Raw genomic sequence first — 21,509 nt, 5'->3', positions numbered from 1 at the left:
GATGCAACATGACGGACCCAAGGAACCCGACCCATGACAAAAATCCTGATCGTGAACGGAACGCAGCCCTACGACTTCGCGCCCGGGCGGCTGAATGCCACGCTGACCGACCGTGCCAGATCGCTGCTGACATCCCTGGGTCACGAGGTCCGCGTGACCACGATTGATGAGGGCTATGATGTCCAGGCCGAGGTCGACAACCATGTCTGGGCCGACACCGTCATAATGCAGTTTCCGGTCAACTGGATGGGCGCGCCCTGGACGTTCAAGAAATACATGGATGAGGTCTATACCGCGGGCATGGACGGACGCCTGTGTGCCGGGGATGGCCGCCACGCCCGGGATCCCAAGGCCAATTACGGCACGGGCGGCAGCTTGCAGGGTACCAGCTATCTGCTGTCGGCCACGCTGAACGCCCCGGCCGAAGCCTTCGACGATCCCGCCCAGCCATTCTTTTCAGGGCATGTCGCTGGACGATCTGTTGCGCCCCTTGCACCTGAACGCCAGATTCTTCGGCATGACCCCGCTGCCCAGCTTTGCCGCCTTTGACGTGATGAAAAAGCCCGACATCGCCTCGGATCTTGCGCGGTTCGACGCACATCTTCGGGACATCTTTGCGGTTGTTCCGGCCTGACCGCCGCCCCACGCCCCCACACGCAAGAACCAGCGTCATGACCCGGACCGACATCCATCTTTACACCGCCGCCACGATGAACGGCTACAAGCCGGTGATCTTTCTGGAGGAGGCAGGCGTTCCCTATGACCTGACGCTGGTCGATTTCGGACGGCAGGAACAGAAGGCGCCCGACTATCTGAAGCTGAACCCGAACGGCAAGATCCCGACCATCGTGGATCGTGCCGAGGGCCGCGCCATTTTCGAATCCGGCGCGATTCTGTGGCATCTGGCCCAGAAATAGGCTCTGCCTCAATCTGTGTGGCGGAGGGGCAGCATTCTTGCCCTCAACAGTTCTTGCCCGGCTCGGCCGTACATGGCGCGTTTGAGGGTCTTCAGACGATTAATCTGACCTTCTGCTTGGCCGTTGCTCCAGGGCATCTCGATAGCGTTTTTTACCGCATCGAAATCCCGGTTCAATGTGCGTGCGAAGCGCACGATGGGCGCCAGGTCGGTTTCGATCGCGTCGTCGATCCATGCAGGGAGCGGGTCTGCCTCGCGGCCACGCAGGATACCGTTGAACCGCATGACGAGGCAGCGCATCGTTGCGAAGGCGGGAGAGCCAGCCTTGAGCGCGTCGACTTTCCGCGCCTGATCCGGGGTGAGTTTTCCGCGGGGTTTGATACACAGCGCTGCCGCGATGACCGGGGAGATCGCGTGCCCCGTTTCCGGGTCCCGGACCGGTTCCAGGATCTGGTGCTCCAAGGCAGGGCCCTTCGCTTGCTTTTCGGCTCTGCGCCACCCCGCCAGCAGCCGCTGCAAATGCGTCGGGCTCCCCTCGTAGCCACGCTCTCGGATCAGACGGAACAGGGCGCTTCCAGTTCGAATTCCGCCCTTCCAGCTTTGGCTCAGGAACTCTTCAAAGTACCACGGCGAAGTCGGCTTCAAAGCTGCCCGCCTGCGGTCCGGCGGCGTCTCGAACTGCAGCCATTTCGCGATGCTGCGACGAGGGAACCCTGTTCGCCGCCCAATCTCGCTGCAGGTAAGCCCCTGATTTCGAAGCGCATGGATGGTGGTGAAAATCTCTTCCCGAGACGTCCTGTGCGCAAGGCGGGACTTCAGAAGGCTTCCCTCTGCGGTGATATTGTCGGCGTCGGACAGCAGCGCCCTGCCGGTCGCACGGCCGTGAAGGTTCATCTGCTCCTCGATAGCCTGCCGCAGGTTCTGCACGGTATGAAACCGGTCGGCGACCTGTTCCGCTTGCGGCGCGCCTTGCCGGGCAGCCTGGGCGTAGAGACCGCAGCGATCTCTGCTGATCACTTCCACCTCGGGATGTCGTTTCAGCCAGTCGGTGCAGGTGACCACATCACGATCTTCGAGAACATCGATGACCGCGCGACGCTCCAGATCGACGATGATCGTGCCGTAGGTCTGCGACTTCCGCCAGCTCCAGTCGTCGATCCCGATGACGGTCGGCGGCTCGGCAGTGTCTTGAGCACGGTTCTTCAGCTGCCTAAGCACCGTGTCATCACTGACCCCAAGGCCCAAGCGGTGCAAGAGCCGCTCGGCAGGCCGCCCGCCGGTCGCGTGCCCAAGATGGCTGACAATTTCCCCGACACGCGAAGTGCGCCGCGCAAAAGGACGCGCAATCGAGCCGATCTGGTCCGAGAAAGTCCGGCGCGGGCAGGCGGGTGCCAAACATCGCCAACGGCAAACCCAGAGGGTTACAGTAACCCCGTCACCATGGGCGGGATAATCCTGCAGCCGCCTACGCCGCCAGCCGTGACGACGTCGCGATTGCAATCCACAGTCTGGGCAGATGCCGTTTGGTGTCAGACTGCCGGATACAGTCCACCCGCCGGAATCGCGCCGCTCAACGCTTTGAACGGAAACATCGCGGTCGTGTCGGGGAGTTGGTGGAAATTTGAGGGCGGCGTAATCTCCGGGTGAACTGACACCCACCCAACCGGCGGCGGCAACCGCCAGGGAGATCACGCCATGAACCAGATTACCGACACCGCGAGCTTTGCGCTACTGGCCGGAGAGGCCGGTTTCGATCCGATCGAGGAGCGGCTGCGGAGCCACGTCCGCGCGACCATCGAAGCCGTTTTCGAAGAAGAACTCGCGAGCTTTCTCGGCCGCCTTCGTTACGACCGGAGCGGCGGCTCGGCGAAAGGGTATCGCCACGGGCACCGGGAGCGGCAACTCACTGGCACCTTCGGTACCGAGACAGTGCGGGTGCCGCGCGCCCGGATTGAGGATGATGCTGGCAAGGTGACGGAGTGGCGCTCGAAGGCGCTGCCCCGTTACCAGCGGCTGACGAAGAAGGCCGAGGCCCTGATCGCGGCAGTCTACCTCTCCGGAACCAACACGCGCCGGGTCAAGCGGGCGCTGTTCGGGCTTTTCGAGGGCGCGGTCAGCAAGGACGTGGTCAGCCGCGCCTGGCGCAAGGTCAAGGTGGACTGGGACGCCTGGTGTGCGCGCAGTCTGGCCGATGAAGACATTGTCCGCCTGATCCTCGACGGCACCGTGATCAAGACCCGACTGGACCGGAAAGCCACGAACATTTCTGTTCTGGCCGCCATCGGTGTGCGCCGCGACGGACAGAAGGTGCTGTTATCCATCAGGAACATGGGTGGCGAGAGCACGGCCGCCTGGCGTCAGTTCCTGGATGACCTTGATGCCCGCGGTTTGAAGTGGCCTGAATTCGTGATCGTTGACGGTGCCCCGGGGTTGGAGGCCGCGCTCGTGGCGCTGTGGGGCGAGGACCTGCCGATCCAGCGCTGCACGGTTCACAAGCACCGCAACCTCCTGGCCCACGCGCCGAAGCACCTCCAAGACGAGTTGACCGAGGACTACCGCGACATGATTTACGCCGACACCGCCGCCGGGATTGAGACGCGCCGCAAGGCCTTCCTCCGCAAATGGCGCCTGAAGTGCCGAGCGGTGGCCGACAGCCTGGAGGAAGCAGGCGACCGGCTCTTCACCTTCACACGGCTCGACCCCTCGCAATGGAAATCGGCCCGGACCACCAACGCCATCGAGCGCCTGAACGGGGAGTTCCGCCGCCGCATCAAGACCCAGACCGTGCTGCCCTCCGCAGAGACCGTGCCCATGCTGCTCTGGGCGCTGCTCGCCTCCGGCCAGATCCAGATGCGCAAGGTCGATGGCTGGGAAACCCTCTCTCAGCCCCTCGAGCCCATGCCCCTTGACCTCGCCGCCTAACAGGCCGAAGCTTCACATGCTCGGAGCACGCTGCCAGGGAGTTTCCACAGCATTCGCGACACGACCAACATCGCTCCCGGGCGACCAGTGCTTCCTTGAAATCATCACTATCCCTCCTGAATCTTCCCGTTCTCAGGATAGTGCGCCACACAGATTGAGGCAGAGCCCATTTAAGGGCAACGCGACACTAGCCGACCAGCGCCGAGATGATCAGCGCGTTGACGATATCGATGAAAAAGCCGCAGACCAGCGGCACGATCACAAAGGCCCGGTGCGCCGCGCCATGTTGCTGCGCCACGGCGGTCATATTGGCGATGGCGGTGGCGGTTGAGCCGAGCGTGATACCGCCAAACCCGGCCGAGATCACCGCCGCCTCATAATCGCGCCCCATCGCGGGGAACACGACCCAAATCGTGAATCCGACCGTCAGCAGGATCTGCATCACAAGGGCGGCGGTAATGAACAGAAGGACGCCGTTCAGCTCCCAGACCTGCAGGCCCATCAGCGCCATGATCAGGAAAAGCCCGAGTGACAGATCCGAGATCAGCGCCAGCGCATCATCGACCCCAGGCCAGATCCGCCGCACTAACCGCCTCGGGGCCAGCGGCAAAAGGTTGCGCAGCACGATCCCCGCGACAAGGCAGCTGACAAAGGCTGGAAGCGTGACGCCGGCCGCCGTGATCGCCTCATGCAGCGCCAGCCCGATCAGCACGGTGACATTCAGCGCCAGGATCGACCAGAGGATGCAGAAGTAATCCATCCGGACCGCGCGCCCCTCATTCGGAACGCCGATGTCCAGATCGCGCTTGTTTTCCGCCTTCAGCCCGCCCCGCCGGATCAGGAGCGCCGCAATCGGCCCGCCGATCACACAGGCCGCGATTAGCCCGACAGTATTGGCCGCGACCCCCAGTTCCAGCGCATTCGTGATCCCCAGCTTTTCGGCGAATATCGGTGCCCAGGCCAGCGTGGTGCCAACGCCGCCGGTCAGCGAAACCGAGCCGACCATCAGCCCGGCCTTCGGCTCCATTCCAAAGAGCCTCGCCAGCCCCATCCCCGCGAAGTTCTGCAAAAGGATGAAGCTGGTCGCAAGGATCAACAGGATCACCAACGGCCTGCCCCCCGCAAGCAGCGTGCGGATATCGGATTTCAGCCCGATACCGGCAAAGAACACCAGCAGCAGGAAATCACGGATCCCCACCTCGAATGAGACCTTCAGATCGAACAGCGCCCAGAGGAGCCCCGTTACCGCGATACAGAGAAAGCCGCCCGCCACCGGCTCGGGGATCGAATAGCGGCGCAGAAGATCAATGTTCAGGGTCAGGATCTTGCCCGCGATCAGCAAGACCACGGCAAGATTGAAGGAATGGAAGGGATGAACCGTAAAGAAGGTCACGCGGCGGCGCCTGTCAGAATGCTGTCAACTGATGTTGATTCCGCTTTGCCCCGGATCCGCCTTCCGGTCAAGGGCGGGGCCCCGCGCCTGCCTCAGGCGGTGGTGTGAAATCCGTTATCGGCATAGACCACCGATCCGCTCATGGGACTTGCGGCCTCGGTTGCCAGAAAGGCCGCCAGCGTACCGATCTCTTCGATGCTTACCAGTTTTCCCGCAGGCGTACGGGCGCGAATCTTATCCATCAGCGCATCGAACCGGTCGATCCCCGAGGCGGCGCGGGTCTTGACCGGACCGGTTGAAAGCGAAAAGGCACGAATCCCTTCGCCCGCCAGATCGGCCGCCGCATAGCGGACCGAAGCCTCCAGCGCGGCCTTTACCGGACCCATGAGGTTGTAATTCTCGACCACCCGATCCGCGCCGTAAAAGCTGACCGTGATCAGCGAACCACCCGCCTGCATCAAAGGCCGCGCCAGCCGCGCCATGCGCAGGAAGGAGTGGCAAGAGATATCCATCGCCGTCGCAAAACCTTCGGCCGAAGCGTTGACAACGCTGGTGTGCAGATCCTCGCGCGGGGCGAAGGCGATGGCATGAAGCAGAAAATCAAGCCGCCCCCATTCAGCGGTAATGCGGTCAAACACGGCTTCCAACTGGCCGGGTTCACGCACATCGCAAGGAAGGAACAGCGGCGCACCCACTTCCTGCGCCACGGGTTCGACCCATGGCCGGGCCTTTTCATTAAGAAAGGTCAGCGCCAGCTCTGCCCCCGCCGCGCGAAAGGCCCTGGCGCAACCGGCGGCGATGCTGGCCTCATTCGCCACGCCAACCACGAGGCCGCGTTTGCCTTTCAGATCAATCATGTCGCTGCCTCTTCGCTGACGGCCTCCTGGGCGATGATGCTTTCCTCATCGGTCGGAATGACAAGAAGCTGCACCCGGCTGGCGGCGGTGCTGATCCTGCGCGACCCTGCTTCATTGGCATCGGGGTCAAGCTCTGCCCCAAGCCAGGCCAGCCGCGCGGCGACACGGGCGCGGATACCGGGCTGATGCTCGCCGATTCCTGCCGTGAAGACCAGCGCATCGATCCCGCCCATGCTGGTCGCCAACCGTGCCACCTCGCCCGCGATGCGCAGGCAAAAGAGGTCGATCGCCTCGGCAGCCTCTGGGCGCGTGCTGGCCATCAGCTCGCGGCTGTCAGCCTCGAAACCCGACACGCCCAGAAGGCCGCTTTCACGATAGAGCATGGTCTCGACCTGTTTCAGGCTTTGCCCCATTTCGCCCATCAGATGCAGGATCACGCCGGGGTCCAGCGCACCCGAACGCGTCGCCATCGGGATGCCGTCCAGCGTCGAAAACCCCATCGAGCTGTCGATGCTCTTGCCGCCCCGGATCGCACAAAGGCTTGCGCCGCTGCCCAGATGTGCGGCGACCACCTTTGCATCGGTGGCCAGATCGCCCAGTTGCCCGGCGATATAGCGGTAGGAGAGACCATGAAAGCCATAGCGCTTGATCCCCTGATCATAAAGCGCGCGCGGCAGGGCAAAGCGGCGGATCAGGGGCGGGTTGGTGGCATGAAACGCCGTGTCGAAAGAGGCTGTCTGTGGCACATCGGGGTAAAGCCCCCGCATCGCCCGGATCAGCGCAAGGCTTTGCGGCTGATGCAGCGGCGCAAGCCGCGCCAGCGCGTCGATCTGCGCGATCACCTGATCGGTGATCCGGGCTGGTCCTGTGAAGACATCGCCGCCATGCACAACCCGATGGCCGATCACCGCAAGGCGCGAAAGATTGAAATGCCCGGCCAGCCAGGCAAAAGCCTGGTTCAGCACGGCTGTCAGATCGCCGGGATCCGCTGTGATCGGGCCTGAAAAGGTCTTGCCCTCGCGCGTCAGGCGCACTTCGAAAGGCTCATCGCGGAAATCGATCACGCCCGAGGCCAGCGGGCGCGGCGCGGCGGCCTCCAGTGCGTAAAACCCCAGCTTGATAGTCGAGGATCCGGTGTTGAATGTCAGGATCAGATCGCGGGTCACGCCTTCCCCTCCGCTTTGCGGACCGCGACCAGCTTGGCCAGCGCAGCCGAGGCGATGCGGGCCGATAAAGGATCCGCCCGGCTTGTCAGAACGATTGGCACCCGTGCGCCCAGAACCAGCCCCGCGGCCGTGGCGCCCGCGAAATAGATCAGCTGTTTGGCAAGCATGTTCCCGGCCTCGAGATCCGGCACCAGAAGAATATCGGCCTCGCCCGCCACCTGCGAGACGATGCCCTTCGTCGCCACCGCCTCGGGGCTGATCGCATTGTCGAAGGCCAGCGGCCCGTCAACCAGCGCGCCCGTGATCTGGCCTCGAGCCGCCATCACCGTCAGCGCGGCGGCATCCAGCGTGGCGGGCATCGTCGCGTTCACCGTCTCGACCGCCGCCAGCACCGCGACCTTCGGCTGATCGCGCCCCAGAAGCCGCATCAGATCGACGGCATTCTGGCAGATGTCGCGCTTATGCTCTAATGTCGGTGCGATATTGATCGCGGCATCGGTGACGATCACCGGCTTGCGATAGGCGGGCACATCCATCGCATAGACATGGCTGATCCGGCGTTCGGTGCGCAGGCCGCCGCTTTTCGAAACCACCGCCGCAAGCAGTTCATCGGAATGCAGGCTGCCCTTGACCAACACCTGGACCTTGCCACAGGCCGCCAGTTCCACCGCCCGCGCCGCCGCTGCATGGCTGTGCTCTGTCTCCTCGATCCGGAAGCCGTCAAGCGAGACCCCGGCCTCGGCGGCCGCCGCGCGAATCTTTGCGCCGGGACCGATCAGGATCGGGTCAAGCAGGCCTTCGTCGCGCACCTCGATCGCGCCAAGGATCGCGGATTTCGAACAGGGATGCACCACCGCCGCCCGCACCGGGGGCAATGCGCGGGCCTCTTCGACAAAGCCCTGCCAGCGCCCCTTCGGCAGGACCACCGCCTCGGGAAGGTCACCCGGCACCCAGGTCACCTGCTCGACCGGGGCCAGCACCAGCGCCTCGCCCGAAAGCACCACCTCGCCCCGCTGATTGCGGGCGGTGGTCGTCAGGCGGACACGGTTCTTGCCCTCGATCAGCTCGGCCACTTCAACTTCGGCGGTGATGGTATCGCCTGGCGAAACCGGCTTGTTAAAGCGGATCTGCTGGTCGAGATAGATCGTCCCCGGCCCCGGCAGGCGGGTGCCCAGCACCGCCGAAATCAGCGCCGCAGTCCACATGCCGTGCACCACGACATGGCCAAACGGCCCATGGGCGGCGAAACCGGCATCCAGATGCGCGGGGTTGGCGTCGCCGGAAACAGCGGCGAACAATTCAATATCCTTGGGACCGACGTGGCGGACAAGACTGGCGCGGTCGCCGATTTTCATCTGGTGAAACAGATAGTTGGTCAGAGTGCCGGTCATCTTGTCACCTCTGGAAAACATATGTGCCGGGCGCATCTGCCAGCGCGTTGCCCATTGCGGGCGGCGCGGCGGGGGCACCCGAACGCGCGGCAAGCCAGGCCTGCCAGGGCGTCCACCACGAACCCTCGGTTGCAGGATTGGCCTCGACCCAGGTCTCGGGCGGCAAAAGCGCGTCGTCATGGGCGCGGGTCGCCAGCCGGTAGCGGCGGCGCGGGTGACCGGGAGGAGAGACGATCCCCGCATTATGCCCGCCCGACGTCAGCGCGAAAGTCACCTCGCAATCGGTGAACTGGTGGATTTTGTAGACCGACTTCCAGGGTGCGACATGATCGCGCTCGGTCCCGACGGCAAAGATCGGCACCCGGATGTTCTGCAACAGAACTGTCTTGCCCCCGGCGGTGAAGCGTCCCGAAGAAAGCTCATTATTCAGATAAAGCCTGCGCAGATATTCGGCATGCATCCGATAGGGCATCCGGGTGCTGTCGGCATTCCAGGCCATGAGATCATTCATCGCCGTCCGCTCGCCCATCATGTAATCGCGCACCATCCGGGACCAGATGAGGTCATTCGAGCGCAAAAGCTGAAACGCCCCCGCCATCTGATCGGCAGAGAGATAGCCGCGGTTCCACATCATGCTTTCAAGAAGATGCAGCTGGCTTGGGTCGATGAACAACGCAAGCTCGCCCGGTTCGGCGAAATCGACCTGCGCGGCAAGCAGCGTCAGCGAGGCGAGACGCGCGTCCCCCTTCCCCGCCATGGCAGCCGCCGCGATCGACAGCAAAGTGCCACCCAGACAATAGCCGGTGGCGTGGATTTTCTGATCGGGCATTAGACGGGTGATCTCATCCAACGCGGCCATCACGCCCAGCCGGCGATAATCCTCCAGCGTCAGATCACGATCCTCTGCACCCGGATTGCGCCAGGAAATGGCGAAAACCGTGTGGCCCTGCGCCACCAGCCAGCGGATCAGTGAATTCTCCGGGCTGAGGTCGAGGATATAGTATTTCATGATCCAGGCCGGAACGATCAGCACCGGCTCGGGGTGCACGGTTTCTGTCGTGGGCGTATACTGGATCAGTTCGATCAGGTGGTTGCGGAAGATTACCTTGCCCGGCGTCACCGCCACATCGCGACCCGGTGTAAAGGCCTCGACACCCTCTGGCGGCTCCTGCCGGATCTGGCGGACGACGTCCTGCAGCCAGTTCTGCCAGCCCTTCACAAGGTTCATGCCTCCGGTAGCCCAGGTCCGTGCCACAACCTCGGGATTGGTAAAAGGGTTGTTCGAAGGCGCACAGACATCAAGGATCTGTTTCGCGGCAAAAGACACCACATCCTCGTGGTGCTTCGTCACGCCCGGAACCTCATGGGTGACGTTATGCAGCCATTGCTGCTGCAGCAGGAAAGCCTGCGACATCCAGCTGAAGGGCGGTTTCGCCCAGGCTTCACCGGCGAAACGGCGGTCGCCCGGCAAGGGCGTGATGACCGGCGCGGCCTGCGGATCCATCGCCGAGGCCATCAGATGCGCCATGAGACGCTGCCATTTGCGGCCCGCCTTGACGCCCAGTTCCATCTGCTTGCCCGGTGCCTGCGCCAGATGAAAGGCCCAGTCGACATAGGCCATCATCAGCGAGCCGGGCGAGACCCCGCCGCTGAGCTGTCCCGAGAGCGCCTCTCGTATGCGGTCAACGGCCTGAAAAGCCTCGATGCCAAGGCTTTCATCGCCGGTTGCACCCGAGCCATCTGATTTGGGAGTAAGGGCCATGTCGCGTCTCCAATTTACCGGCGGAAGTTAGCACAGAACTATCAACGAGTGTTGATTGAAATCAAAGAGTTCAAGATTTTTCTTGAACATAGGCATTGCGCCCAAGGCCCGATGCCGACGACATGTCGTAAAGCGCCGTCAAACCGCCGAAACAGCCGCCCCCGGACTGAACAGGCAAAGCATCGGCGTCCGGCGGCGGACACGGAATCCCCTGTCCCTGCCCTGATCATCATGGACGATTACCGGCAAAACGGCGCGACGTCGAGGCCATGACCCGGCCAATGCCGCTGGCACCAACGCCGGGCCAAGGCCGCGGCCTCAATCCGCCAGCACATCACCGATGCCAGTGAAGACACCACCGACCTGATTGAAGACAAAGGCCCCCGCCAAGCGTACCTCACCGAAAAGGGTGTTTTCAACCACAGCCCCGGCCTCGCCGGAAAGCAGGCCGACATAGCGGCTGTGGGCGGGATCATCGGTCGGAATATCGGTAATATCCACGATCCGTATTCCGGTCGCGACCGCCAGGCGCTGGACCGCCGGATCACGCACATCGACAAGCCCAAGCCGTATCCGACGTGCCGAAAGCTGCGACGACAGTTTCAGCGCCAGATCGTCCGAGGAGACGAGCACCGTGATGGGATGCTTCATCGGCCCAAGGCTGACCATCTGGGCGCGGAAAAGATCGATATCAATATCCGGGGCGGCAAGGATGACCTCGATCCGGTCCAGCACATCGTCCCGCCCGGCAAGACGCAGTTGCACCAGCGTCTCCATCGTCAGCCGCGCGCCCATGCTGTGAGCCAGCACCGGCACCGCGTCGGAAGCGGACCGACCCTTTGTCAAAAGCCGCAGCAGATCGGCAAGCGCCGCGCGGGAAAAGTCAGACGCGTCACGATCAGCCAGATAGGCGCCCGGATAGCCTGCCGAGGGCCATGTAAAAAGGACGGGCTTTTCCTCGATTTGCGCATCGACCGAAAGCTGCGCGGTGCGGAACAAGGCCTCATGAAAGCGGGTGTTGAAGCCGTGGACATAAAGCCCGACCCCCTCGCGCGAGAGACGCTTTGCAAAGGCGTCACGGCTAAGCGTCTGCCGGCTGCGCACCACGAAATTCCGGTCGGCGCTGCTGCCATTGCGATCCGGCCATTCAATCTTTCCCGGCCGATGGCCAGGCGGCACCGAGACCTCGTATTCCAGCCAGCTTGGCCGGATGGAGCGAGAGTCGCCAAAGGCCCCCGGCAGATTTGCCTCGGGCGCGCGGGTGGTCATGGTCAGCACCCGGACAAGGCGGGCGCCCTCGGGCAGGGCACCGGCATCGGGGGCCAGAACTTCCGGCCCCGGACGCGCAGCGCAGCCTGCAAGCGCAAGCGTCAGGATCAGAAGCAGGCGGCCCAACATATGCCTTACCGCAGGAATTTCTTGAATCGTATCAGTGCCAGCCAGAACAGCGCCACCCCGATCGCCGCCAGCGCCGCGAACTGGGGCCAGACCACGTCAAGCCCCGCACCTCGGAACAAGATGCCCTGCGAGAGGATGATGAAATGCGTGTTGGGGGCTGCAAGCATGATGGTCTGGATGATCTCTGGCATGGATTCCCGCGGCGTCATCGCGCCTGACAGCACCTGCAGCGGCAAAAGCGCCATCATCAGCAAAAGCGCGAATTGCGGCATCGACCCGGCGATGGTGGCAAGGAAAATTCCAAGCCCCGTCATGGCGAAAACCATCAGCACCGCGCCCGCAAGAAACAGCACGACCGAGCCCTGCACCGGAACCGCCATCAGCGCCTGCACCACAACACTTAGCGAAAAGATCGACCCCAGCAGCACCACCAGCCCCATCGACCAGATCTTGGAAAACATGATCTCGGTCGGGGTGACGGGCATGACCAGCAGGTGCTCGACCGTGCCATGTTCCTTTTCGCGGATCAGCGCCGCGCCGGTCAGCACCAGCGACAGCATGGTGATCGACCGGATCACGGCGGAAATCGCGCCGAACCACTTCGGATCCAGCGAGGGATTATACCGCGCGCGGAGCGCCAGATCGACCGGCAGCGCGGTCTCGGCCCGGTAGCCCGCCACATATTCCGAAACCTCGGAGGACACGATCTGCTGGATATAGCCGCCGCCGGTGAAGGCCTGGCTCATCCTTGTCGCGTCGATATTCAGCTGGATCGCCGGGTTTTTTCCGGCCAGCACATCGCGCGCGAAATCCGGTGGGATGTTCAGCGCAAAAGTATCCAGCCCCTGATCCATCCGCCGATCCATCTCGGCCGTCGTGGTCATCTGCGGCTCGACAAAATAGGGCGGATAAAAGGCCGAGGTGATGCGGGCGGAGAGATGCGACTGATCCTCATCCACGATCGAGATCGCGGCATTCGTCAGCGCCTCGGGCGAGACGTTCGCAGAGGTCCAGATCGAGAGCGAAAAGGAATAGACGATCAGCACCAGCATCACCGGATCGCGCCAGAGCCCGCGCAATTCCTTGACGCCCAGATTGAAGGTGTTGCGCAGGTTCATCCGCCCCTCACTTCGCCTGTTTTTCCAGGAAGGCCGCCGCCAGCCCGATAATCACCGGAATGGCGATGCCCATGGCCAGCATCGGCCCGGCCAGTTCCGCCATTCCGAAGGCCTTGGAGAAAGCCCCCCGCGCGGCGGTGATAAACCAGGTCGAGGGGTAGATCTCGCCCAGAACCCGGCCAAAACCCGACAGCGAAGAGACCGGGTAGATCAAACCCGAATAGCTGACCGCCGGGATCATCGTCAGCATGGCGGTCGCGAACAGCGCCGCGACCTGACTTGCGATGAAGACCGACACCAGAAAACCAAGCGCCGTGGTCGCGGTGACATAGATCAGCGCCGAAAGGGTAAAGCCCAGAAAACTGCCGTTGAAGGGCACTGCGAAGAATGTGACCGCCATGGCCATCATCAGGAAGAAATTCAGCATGGCCAGCGCGATATAGGGCAGCTGTTTGCCAAGCAGAAATTCCAGCCGCGTCACCGGCGTGACGTAGAAATTGATGATCGAGCCCAGTTCGCGTTCACGCGCGACCGAAAGCGTGGTCAGGATCGCCGGGATCATCAGCAAAAGCAGCGGGATGATCGCCGGGACCATCGCATTCAGGCTGCGCACGTCGGGGTTGTAGCGGTATCGGGTCACCAGTTCGAAACTGCCGCCGCTCGCCTTGTCACCGTAAAGCTGACGCGCCTGACGTGTGATCCAGTCGGCATGCATGCCCTGCACATAGCCCTGCACCGTATTGGCGCGGCTGGGGTTGGCGCCGTCGAACCAGGCCCCGACCTGCACATCCCTGCCTGCCGCGATATCGGCGGCAAAGCCGGGCGGGATCTCGATCGCCAGCGCCAGCTCGCCCGAGCGCATTCTTGCGTCGATCTCGTCGTAACTTGTCAGGGCCGGCTGTTCGATGAAATAGCGCGATCCCGCAATATCGGCGATATAATTGCGGCTGGTGGTGGTCTGGTCGCGGTCAAGGGTGGCGAAGGTCAGATCCTCGACATCCATGTTGATGCCCAGCCCCACCACGATCATCAGAAGAAGGCTGCCGACCAACGCCATGGTCAGCCGGATCGGATCGCGCTGCAATTGCAGGCTTTCCAGCTGCGAATAGCTAAGCAGTCGCCGCAGGCTGAAGCCGGATTGCTGCGCGTGATGGGTCACCCCGGCTGCGGGGGCCTCGGGCGCGGCCTCGGGCGCAGCGGCGGGGGCGGGTGCCGTCTCGCCAATCGCCTCTTCAAGATAGGCGATGAACGCGTCTTCCAGCGTGGCGCAACCTTTGGCTTTCGTGATCCCCTCGGCGGTGTCCGAGACCAGCACCTTGCCCGCATGCATCAGGCTGATGCGGTCGCACCATTCCGCCTCGTTCATGAAATGGGTCGAGACAAAGATCGTCACGCCATCCTTGCGCGAAAGTTCCGCCAGAATACGCCAGAAGCCGTTGCGCGCCACCGGGTCCACCCCCGAGGTCGGCTCGTCAAGGATCAGGATCTCGGGCGCATGGATCATCGCCACCGCCAGCGAAAGCCGCTGGCGGATACCCAGCGGCAACGCCTCGGGCAGGCTGTCGGTCACGTCGCCCAGATCGAACCGGGCGATCATCTCGTCAACCCTGGCGGGGATCTTCTCGGCCGCCATATCGAAAAGCCGCGCGTGCAGATCAAGGTTCTGACGCACCGTCAGCTCGGAATAGAGCGAGAAGGCCTGCGACATGAACCCGACCCGGCGGCGCACCGACAGATCGCTTGCATCGACCTCATGGCCGAAAAGCTTTGCCCGGCCCTCACTCGGCTCCAGAAGCCCGGTGAGCATCTTCATCGTCGTCGTCTTGCCGCAGCCGTTCGAACCCAGAAAGCCGAAAATCTCACCCCTGGGGATGCGGAAGGAAACATTGTCGACCGCCACGAAATCGCCAAAGCGCTGCGTCAGCCCCTCGGCCTCGATGGCGATATCGCTGTCATCGGTGGTCCGCGGCGGGATCACCACGGCACTGTCTTCGCCCCGGTCTTCTTCGGGCAAAAGCTCGATGAAGGCTGCATCAAGCGTGTCGGCCCCGGTCCGCGACAGCAGATCGTTGGTGGTGCCGGTGGCCAGCACCCGGCCCGCATTCATCGCAACCAGCCAGTCGAAGCGCGCGGCCTCTTCCATATAGGCGGTGGCGGTGATCACGCTCATCCCCGGCCGTGTCGCGCGGATGCGGTCGATCAGATCCCAGAACTGGCGGCGCGACAGCGGATCGACGCCGGTGGTCGGCTCGTCAAGAATCAGGAAATCGGGATCATGGATCAGCGCGCAGCACAGACCCAGCTTTTGCTTCATGCCGCCCGACAGCTTTGACGCCGGGCGCGACCGGAACGGCGTCATGCCGGTCGCAGCCAGCAGATCGGTAATCCGCCGCTCGCGTTCGGCCTTGTCATGACCGAAAAGCGAGCCGAAGAAATCAAGGTTCTCTTCGACCGAAAGCGTCGGGTAGAGGTTCTTGCCCAGACCCTGCGGCATATAGGCGGTGCGGGGGCAGACGCGGTTGCGATGCGCCACATCGCGCATATCGCCGCCCAGAACCTCGACCTTGCCCTGCTGGATCACACGTGCCCCGGCCAGCAGCGACAGAAGGCTGGACTTTCCGACCCCGTCTGGCCCGATCAGCCCGACCATGCGCCCCTCAGGGATCTCCAGCGTCACATTGTCAAGCGCCGTGACCTTGCCATAGCGCAGCGTCAGGCCGGAGACCCCGGCAACTGAGCCGGTCATTTCACGACATTGGAAAGAAAGTCAGGCCAGGCGGCATCCGGATCAAGCCGCAGATAGGCCATGCCCGGCAGGCCGGTTTTGACATCCTCGATATGCCGCGACAGCAGCTCGGGGTCGATGCGGGCACGGACGCGGAACATCAGCTTTTCGCGCTCATCGGCGGTCTCGACCGTCTTTGGCGTGAACTGCGCCACATCGGCAACATAGGAAACCGTGGCCGGGATCACGAATTCCCGCGCCGCATCCATGACAAGGCGCACCTCTGATCCGACCTGCACCCGGCCGACCTGCGATGTCGGCAGAAAAACCGTCATATAGACATCGCCCAGATCGACAAGGCTGAGGATCCGCCCGCCAGAGCCGACAATCTCGCCCTCTTGTGCGATGCGATACTGGATCCGGCCCGTGCGCGGCGCTTTCAGCGTGGCGTCGTCCAGAGAGGCCTGGATCGCATCAATCGACGCCTTTGCCGCCTCGACGGCCGCACTTGCATCGACCACCTGCGCCTGCGCGCTGCTGACCCCCGCCAGCGCTGCCGCATGGCTGGCTTCGGCCGAGGCCACACCGGCGCGGGCCTGGGCGTCCCGGGCGCGGTCATCATCCAGCACCTGCTGCGAGATCGCACTGGTCTTTGCAAGCTGCTCAGAGCGTTCAAGCCTGCGCGACGCGGCATCGGCAACCGAGCCTGCCTGATCAACCGCGGCCCGGGCCGCGCGCTCTTGTGCCTCGGCCTGAGCGACCAGCGCCCTTGCTGTCTCGACGCCGATTTCGGCGCGGGCAAGCTGCGCTTCGGCCTGACGTTTTTGTGCGTTCAGCTGCACCACGTCCATCTGCACCAGCACATCGCCTGCGCTGACCATGTCACCTTCGGCAGCGGTGATTTCGGCGATTCGGCCGCCGGTGAGCGCCGCGATATCCACCTCGGTCGCCTCGATCCGGCCATTGGCGCTGGCAAAACCCGCCGGCAGACCGGCGGGTTGCAGCCGGTCCCAGGCCAGCCAGCCAAGCACGGCGACAACGGCCAGGCCGCCCAGAATAATGGTGTTTCTGCCGGGCTTTGCCATGATCTGCCTCTGATTGCTGTGCTGATGGATGCTTCGCGCATGTCCCGATGCGGTTTTCGCCCTACGCTCCCCTGTTGTCAACGCTCAATGACAGGGTAAAACCCTGTATTGTCGCGCAAAAGCGGCTGCTGGTTGTTTGCTGTTGAAAAACCAGCTAAACAACACGACCCGGTGTGGGCTGCACCTTGCCGCACCTCTGCTCCGGGGCAGCATTTTCAGTTTCTTCGCGTCGAAGCCACCGGACGAACACAAGCCACCCATGCCAAGGACGCTCAACTCAGCCAACTCGACCGACCGCATGCCGGGGCAGGCAACCGGGAAAGAACGCATTCTTGCATCGGCGATGCTGCTTTTCGCGCGGATGCCCTATTCCGACACCAGCCTGCGCGACATCGCCGCCGCGGCTGGGGTCGATGTGGCCTATGTCCATCGCGCCTTCGGGTCGAAGGCCGAGATATTCCGTCAGGCCTTGCTGGCGCTTGCGCCCCTCGATGACATCGCCGCAGGGGGCCCCGATGGCGCGACCATGATCAACCGGATCTGCGATCTGGCCTTCCTGCGTGATCCGCGCAAGGTAGAAGATGTCAGGCCGCTTCATTTACTGACACAGTCCAGCCTCTGCAGCGAGGCGCGGGCGATCATTGCGCAATTCTTTGGCACGTCACTAGCCCTGCCTCTAAGCAGGGCGTTTGGCCATGCGGATCCGGGACGGGCGCATTTCGCGCTTAGCCTTCTCAGCGGTTTCGTGACCCATCGTGCGATTTTCGGGCCTGCGGATTTGCTGGCTATCCCCGAGGCGGATCAGCGACAGATGCTGCAAACCGCCCTGATGAACGCAATGCTGCCTGGTTGTTCAGATGGGGTATTCGGCTGGCGTCCCATCTAGACCACTATCCAAGTCAGCTTGCCAACTGCGATCCTGTATAAGGGCACCTCGAAAAATTGCGCTAACCGGGCCGCCGGGGTAGGACGCACGGGGCATTCGGCTGCTGGAGCGTGACGATGGCGCAGATGGGTTTCTTTGATCTTTCGGACCGCTACGTGAGCCTAGACGCCAAGAAGGACCCGCTGGTCGAGATCGACGCCATTGTGCCCTGGGAGGAGTTCCGACCGACGCTGGAGCGGGTCTGGCGCAAGCCGGAGGCGGAGCGCAAATCGCGGGCGGGGCGCAAGCCCATGGACGCGGTGGTGATGTTCAAGACGCTGGTGTTGGGTGCCCTCTACAACCTGTCCGACGACCAGATCGAGTATCAGGTCCGCGACCGGCTGTCCTTCATGCGGTTCCTTGGTCTGGGGCTGGAGGACCGCGTGCCCGATGCAAAGACCGTCTGGCTTTATCGCGAGGGGCTGGCACAGGCGGGCATGGTCGAGGCGCTGTTTCAGCAGTTCGACGGCTATCTGGCGCGGCAAGGCTACATCGCGCGGGGCGGCCAGATCTTGGATGCCTCCATCGTGCCGGTGCCGAAGAACCACAACACGCGAGATGAAAACCGGGCGATCAAGGCCGGCGAGGAGCCCGAGGGCTGGGCCGAAAAGCCCGCCAAGCGATCGCAGAAGGACGTGGATGCCCGCTGGACCAAGAAGCACGGGAAATCCCACTACGGCTACAAAAACCACGTTAACGTGGACCGCCAGCACAAGCTGGTGCGCCGTTACCACGTCAGCGATGCGGCCCTGCATGACAGCCAGGCAGTGGATCATCTGCTGATGCGGGGCAACACTGGCGCAGGGGTCTGGGCTGATCCGGCGTATCGGTCCGTAGAGATGGAAGCCAGGCTGCGCGCGTGCAAGCTGAAGAGCCACATCCACCGCAAGGGCAAGCGAGGCAAGCCGCTTACCGAACAGGCTAAAGGCAGCAACCGCACGAAATCCGCAGTGCGCGCACGGGTCGAGCATGTCTTCGGCGCGCAGACCAACGACATGGGCGGCACGCTGTTGCGCACCATCGGCCTGGTGCGGGCGAAGGCCAAGATTGGGATGAAGAACCTCGCCTACAACATGCGTCGCCTCGTCCAGCTGCGCCGCCTGAACCCCTGCCCAGCGTGATCCGGGGCGCCGAAGTCAGCCCGTAAGGGCCGAAAGGCGGCGCTGTCCTCCGCCCGTAAAGCCCGCGAAGCCAACACGCCACACCCTGCCCAGACACGTCATGTGTTCCTCAAGCCGTCGAACTGGCCAAAGAACAGCGCAAGCGGTCAAAAATCGAGGTGCCCATAAGTTATGTTGGGATTTCCGCGTTTCGTGCGGAGATTTCAACACGATTGATCGGACGCCTCAGGTGCTTTCAGGCGGCTATATACGGTCGGTCAGATGGCCGCTTGGATCGAGTGTCGGTCTCGTAGGTTGCGCGCCCCCGCAACCATTTCTACGATTTTGCACGATATTCTACGACAGAGTACGATCTGCAACGACGCAGCACTACGCTAGAGCCTGATTGCTCTCACTGAACCCGCAATCAGAAGATGCAGCGACGCTCTTCCGTTGCGCCGATACTTCCGCTAGCTTCGTCAATTTTGTTGACCGCTTCTCGAAGCTGAAAATCGTCGTAATTTTCTACGATTTTGCGTGCGACAGCCAGAGTAGCCTTGTTATCCACGGCACCTAGAAGCGATTTTACATAGGCTCGCTTGCTGTTGATTGGCTCTGCCTGTGTTTTTTCAGGATCAAGGCCGATACGGCGGCAGACGTTTGGAAGTTGGGGCGCTGAAACCTCACGCCACAGCACCTCTGCGCATTGATCGCGCAGTGCCTCCCAATCGACAGGTCGTGCCGTCATTCTGCTCTCACTCGCCCTCTAATCCCGCCTGCGGTCGGCCAATCGGAAACATATCCTCGCCGTAGTGGTGCAGCTTGACGTGATGGCTGCGGCAGAGCCACCGCACGTTCAAGGGTTCGTCGTATCGGTCGTGGTGGGCATCGACCCTTGCCGCGCCACAGACCTCGCAGCCCTGCTTTTCCAGTGCGCCGGACATGAGCGCCCGCTGAACCGCGAGATGGGCCTGAGACTTCGGCAGGTTGGTGCGGCGCCAGTTCGTCTGGCGAGTCTCGCTTTTCAGCGACGGGGGGCGCGGAGGCTTTGGATCATCCGTCATCACGCCGCCGCTGCTTGCCGGCCCAAGGTGCGATACACGGTCGGCCGCGAAATCGAGAACACCTCCGCCAGATCACTGATGGAATACTCCCCGGTGTCATACATGCGCCGCAGCTCCTGCTGCTGGCGCTCTGACAGCTTCGGCTTTTTACCGCGCAGCTTACCCTTGGCGCGGGCCACAGCCATGCCCTCGCGGGTCCGCATCCGAATGAGGTCTGCTTCGAACTCGGCAAAGGTCGCCAGGATGTTGAAGAACAGCTTGCCCATTGGGTCGGTGGGATCATGGATTGAGGTGCCAAGCTGAAGCTTGATCCCACGCGCGGCCAGCTTGTCGGCAATGTCACGGGCGTCGGGGACAGAACGTAACCACCCGGTTTGCACCGCGGGCATGTTGCATTGACAGGCGTTGATGATGTCGTGTCTCGCACCACGGCTCTCCGTGGTAGGCTCAGTCCATGGAGATTGATCGGGACAAGATCGACGAGGCCGTTCTGGCGCTGATGTGGTTGACGCTGCATGACGAGCGGCGGGCGTGGAAAGGCTTTGATTGGGACGCCCTGGAGCGGCTGCACGCCCGGGGCCTGATCGCCGATCCGGTCAGCAAGGCAAAGTCGGTTGTCCTGACCGATGAGGGTCTGAGGCAGTCCGAAGAACTCTTCCGGGCGCTGTTTACGCGGCCTCGATCTTGACGGTGCCTACTGGCGCCCAGTTCCAGGGCAGCAATTCGCCGAGACGGTTGTTCATGTGATCGTGGATGCGTTCCAGGACATCGGCAAGGTAGGCTTGCGGATCCAGGCCGTTCATCTTTGCCGTTTCAATGACGGTCAGGGCTCGCGCGAGCGTTTCGCCACCCGCGTCCGAGCCTGCAAATAACCAGTTTCGTCTGCCGACACCAATTGGTCTCAGGGCACGCTCGGCCGCATTGTTGTCAATCGCAATGCGTCCGTCCTCGAGGAACAGCGTGAGGGCAGACCAGCGGCTCAGCCCATAGCGGAAGGCCTTGGCCAGATCGCTTTTTCCCGGGATGCGCGTCAGCTGCTTTTCGGCCCAGTTCCGGAAAGCGTCGATCTTGGGCCTGGTTTCCTTCTGTCGAACCGCCAGCCGCAGCTCGGCAGGCTTGCCGCTGATGGCGCGCTCGATATCGTAGAGCTTGCCGATCCGGTCGAGCGCCTCGCGCGCGATTTCGGATTTCGTCGAGGTCCAGACATCATGGAAGTCACGGCGCAGATGCGCCCAGCAGGCGGCCTCTCGGAACTGGCTCTTGCCCTCCAGATCGGTGGCATAAAGCTTGGCATAGCCCTTGTAGCCGTCGGCTTGAAGAATGCCGCCGGCCTGGCTCAGATGGCCGAGGACATGGTCTTCCTTCCAGTCCGGGGCGAACTGATAGACCGCGCCGGGCGGGGCCTTGCCTGCCCAAGGACGCTGATCGCGGACGTAAGCCCAAATTCTGCCCTTCCTGACACCCTTGCCGAGCCCCTTGTCGCTCTTGCTGCGATCGAGGACCCGGATGGGCGTGTCATCGGCATGGAGCAGATCGCTGGCCATGATCTCGGCCTCGATCTTTTCGATCAGCGGTGCCAGGGCTTTCATCGCCCCACCACACCAGTCCACGAGCGTCGTATCGGCGATATCGGCGCCCATCCGGGCAAAGATCTCGTTCTGCCTGTAGAGCGGCACATGATCGTCGA

Annotated in this window: 20 protein-coding genes; 6 read left to right on the top strand and 14 right to left on the bottom strand. The window is 62.9% G+C overall.

Going from position 1 to position 21,509, the window contains the following annotated elements:
- Positions 1-33 precede the first annotated feature (33 nt).
- Positions 34-549, top strand: coding sequence for an NAD(P)H-dependent oxidoreductase (locus J0F76_RS13680; protein WP_242690209.1), 516 nt, complete (start codon positions 34-36; stop codon positions 547-549).
- Positions 550-671: 122 nt separating this feature from the next.
- Entirely contained in the window at positions 672-917 is a 246-nt protein-coding gene (locus tag J0F76_RS13675; RefSeq protein WP_242690207.1) for a glutathione S-transferase N-terminal domain-containing protein, read from the top strand.
- Between the two features lie 8 nt (positions 918-925).
- Here J0F76_RS13675 and J0F76_RS13670 read toward each other — a convergent pair whose 3' ends face one another.
- Positions 926-2,575 (bottom strand): ISL3 family transposase, encoded by a 1,650-nt coding sequence (locus J0F76_RS13670; protein WP_423227375.1) that lies wholly within the window; start codon positions 2,573-2,575, stop codon positions 926-928.
- 36 nt (positions 2,576-2,611) lie between these two features.
- On the opposite strand from J0F76_RS13670, the gene J0F76_RS13665 reads away from it, so the two are divergent.
- Positions 2,612-3,838, top strand: coding sequence for an IS256-like element ISPaes3 family transposase (locus tag J0F76_RS13665; protein ID WP_076611693.1), 1,227 nt, complete (start codon positions 2,612-2,614; stop codon positions 3,836-3,838).
- A 187-nt stretch (positions 3,839-4,025) separates the two neighbouring features.
- Here J0F76_RS13665 and gltS read toward each other — a convergent pair whose 3' ends face one another.
- From gltS to J0F76_RS13620, 9 genes are all read right to left on the bottom strand, one after another.
- Positions 4,026-5,231 (bottom strand): sodium/glutamate symporter, encoded by a 1,206-nt coding sequence (gltS, locus tag J0F76_RS13660; protein ID WP_099649423.1) that lies wholly within the window; start codon positions 5,229-5,231, stop codon positions 4,026-4,028.
- Positions 5,232-5,323: 92 nt separating this feature from the next.
- Entirely contained in the window at positions 5,324-6,088 is a 765-nt protein-coding gene (gene fabI, locus J0F76_RS13655; protein ID WP_035745640.1) for an enoyl-ACP reductase FabI, read from the bottom strand.
- The gene (locus J0F76_RS13650; protein ID WP_035745643.1) at positions 6,085-7,254 is read right to left on the bottom strand and encodes an acetate/propionate family kinase; all 1,170 of its coding nucleotides are present in this window, start codon (positions 7,252-7,254) and stop codon (positions 6,085-6,087) included. Before J0F76_RS13650 ends, fabI begins: the two co-directional genes overlap by 4 nt.
- Entirely contained in the window at positions 7,251-8,645 is a 1,395-nt protein-coding gene (locus tag J0F76_RS13645; protein ID WP_089258481.1) for a bifunctional enoyl-CoA hydratase/phosphate acetyltransferase, read from the bottom strand. The genes J0F76_RS13650 and J0F76_RS13645 overlap by 4 nt, the downstream gene beginning before the upstream one ends.
- Before the next feature lie 4 nt (positions 8,646-8,649).
- Positions 8,650-10,407 carry a PHA/PHB synthase family protein gene (locus J0F76_RS13640; protein WP_051693716.1) on the bottom strand — a complete coding sequence of 586 codons (1,758 nt, stop codon included), beginning with the start codon at positions 10,405-10,407 and terminating at the stop codon, positions 8,650-8,652.
- Positions 10,408-10,725: 318 nt separating this feature from the next.
- The gene (locus J0F76_RS13635) at positions 10,726-11,802 is read right to left on the bottom strand and encodes an alpha/beta hydrolase (RefSeq protein ID WP_207470259.1); all 1,077 of its coding nucleotides are present in this window, start codon (positions 11,800-11,802) and stop codon (positions 10,726-10,728) included.
- An 8-nt stretch (positions 11,803-11,810) separates the two neighbouring features.
- The gene (locus J0F76_RS13630) at positions 11,811-12,923 is read right to left on the bottom strand and encodes an ABC transporter permease (protein WP_050527161.1); all 1,113 of its coding nucleotides are present in this window, start codon (positions 12,921-12,923) and stop codon (positions 11,811-11,813) included.
- Positions 12,924-12,930: 7 nt separating this feature from the next.
- Entirely contained in the window at positions 12,931-15,669 is a 2,739-nt protein-coding gene (gene rbbA, locus J0F76_RS13625; protein WP_207470258.1) for a ribosome-associated ATPase/putative transporter RbbA, read from the bottom strand.
- Complete coding sequence (locus J0F76_RS13620; RefSeq protein WP_036707939.1) at positions 15,666-16,733, bottom strand: HlyD family secretion protein; 1,068 nt, start codon at positions 16,731-16,733, stop codon at positions 15,666-15,668. The genes rbbA and J0F76_RS13620 overlap by 4 nt, the downstream gene beginning before the upstream one ends.
- A gap of 136 nt (positions 16,734-16,869) precedes the next feature.
- On the opposite strand from J0F76_RS13620, the gene J0F76_RS13615 reads away from it, so the two are divergent.
- On the top strand, positions 16,870-17,619 hold the full coding sequence (locus tag J0F76_RS13615) for a TetR/AcrR family transcriptional regulator (RefSeq protein WP_131023394.1): 750 nt from the start codon (positions 16,870-16,872) through the stop codon (positions 17,617-17,619).
- 116 nt (positions 17,620-17,735) lie between these two features.
- Entirely contained in the window at positions 17,736-18,779 is a 1,044-nt protein-coding gene (locus J0F76_RS13610; RefSeq protein ID WP_103175182.1) for an IS5 family transposase, read from the top strand.
- Between the two features lie 406 nt (positions 18,780-19,185).
- Here J0F76_RS13610 and J0F76_RS13605 read toward each other — a convergent pair whose 3' ends face one another.
- The 3 genes from J0F76_RS13605 to J0F76_RS13595 are packed head-to-tail and all read right to left on the bottom strand — an operon-like array spanning position 19,186 to position 20,211.
- Positions 19,186-19,506: a hypothetical protein gene (locus J0F76_RS13605; protein WP_136652216.1), complete on the bottom strand. Its 321-nt coding sequence runs from the start codon at positions 19,504-19,506 to the stop codon at positions 19,186-19,188.
- A gap of 7 nt (positions 19,507-19,513) precedes the next feature.
- Positions 19,514-19,822 carry a hypothetical protein gene (locus J0F76_RS13600; RefSeq protein ID WP_136652215.1) on the bottom strand — a complete coding sequence of 103 codons (309 nt, stop codon included), beginning with the start codon at positions 19,820-19,822 and terminating at the stop codon, positions 19,514-19,516.
- The gene (locus tag J0F76_RS13595; RefSeq protein ID WP_207470253.1) at positions 19,822-20,211 is read right to left on the bottom strand and encodes a recombinase family protein; all 390 of its coding nucleotides are present in this window, start codon (positions 20,209-20,211) and stop codon (positions 19,822-19,824) included. The genes J0F76_RS13600 and J0F76_RS13595 overlap by 1 nt, the downstream gene beginning before the upstream one ends.
- A 65-nt stretch (positions 20,212-20,276) precedes the next feature.
- On the opposite strand from J0F76_RS13595, the gene J0F76_RS13590 reads away from it, so the two are divergent.
- On the top strand, positions 20,277-20,510 hold the full coding sequence (locus J0F76_RS13590) for a DUF6429 family protein (RefSeq protein ID WP_207470252.1): 234 nt from the start codon (positions 20,277-20,279) through the stop codon (positions 20,508-20,510).
- Here the strand turns inward: J0F76_RS13590 and tnpC are convergent.
- On the bottom strand, positions 20,491-21,509 hold a 1,019-nt coding region (gene tnpC, locus J0F76_RS13585), incomplete at its 5' end, for an IS66 family transposase (protein ID WP_207470251.1). The two genes, J0F76_RS13590 and tnpC, sit on opposite strands and share 20 nt — an antisense overlap.

It is taken from the genome of Paracoccus fontiphilus, assembly GCF_017356265.1.
Classification (GTDB): Bacteria; Pseudomonadota; Alphaproteobacteria; order Rhodobacterales; family Rhodobacteraceae; genus Paracoccus; species Paracoccus fontiphilus.
This window is presented reverse-complemented; position numbering and strand designations above follow the sequence as displayed.

Coding starts and splice junctions, on each gene's coding strand:
- fabI (WP_035745640.1), bottom strand. CDS start 6,088: ATGATTGATCTGAAAGGCAAACGCGGCCTCGTGGTTGGCGTGGCGAAT.
- J0F76_RS13630 (WP_050527161.1), bottom strand. CDS start 12,923: ATGAACCTGCGCAACACCTTCAATCTGGGCGTCAAGGAATTGCGCGGG.
- J0F76_RS13640 (WP_051693716.1), bottom strand. CDS start 10,407: ATGGCCCTTACTCCCAAATCAGATGGCTCGGGTGCAACCGGCGATGAA.
- J0F76_RS13590 (WP_207470252.1), top strand. CDS start 20,277: ATGGAGATTGATCGGGACAAGATCGACGAGGCCGTTCTGGCGCTGATG.
- J0F76_RS13600 (WP_136652215.1), bottom strand. CDS start 19,822: ATGACGGATGATCCAAAGCCTCCGCGCCCCCCGTCGCTGAAAAGCGAG.
- rbbA (WP_207470258.1), bottom strand. CDS start 15,669: ATGACCGGCTCAGTTGCCGGGGTCTCCGGCCTGACGCTGCGCTATGGC.
- J0F76_RS13610 (WP_103175182.1), top strand. CDS start 17,736: ATGGCGCAGATGGGTTTCTTTGATCTTTCGGACCGCTACGTGAGCCTA.
- J0F76_RS13665 (WP_076611693.1), top strand. CDS start 2,612: ATGAACCAGATTACCGACACCGCGAGCTTTGCGCTACTGGCCGGAGAG.
- J0F76_RS13605 (WP_136652216.1), bottom strand. CDS start 19,506: ATGACGGCACGACCTGTCGATTGGGAGGCACTGCGCGATCAATGCGCA.
- J0F76_RS13595 (WP_207470253.1), bottom strand. CDS start 20,211: ATGCCCGCGGTGCAAACCGGGTGGTTACGTTCTGTCCCCGACGCCCGT.
- J0F76_RS13620 (WP_036707939.1), bottom strand. CDS start 16,733: ATGGCAAAGCCCGGCAGAAACACCATTATTCTGGGCGGCCTGGCCGTT.
- J0F76_RS13645 (WP_089258481.1), bottom strand. CDS start 8,645: ATGACCGGCACTCTGACCAACTATCTGTTTCACCAGATGAAAATCGGC.
- J0F76_RS13680 (WP_242690209.1), top strand. CDS start 34: ATGACAAAAATCCTGATCGTGAACGGAACGCAGCCCTACGACTTCGCG.
- J0F76_RS13675 (WP_242690207.1), top strand. CDS start 672: ATGACCCGGACCGACATCCATCTTTACACCGCCGCCACGATGAACGGC.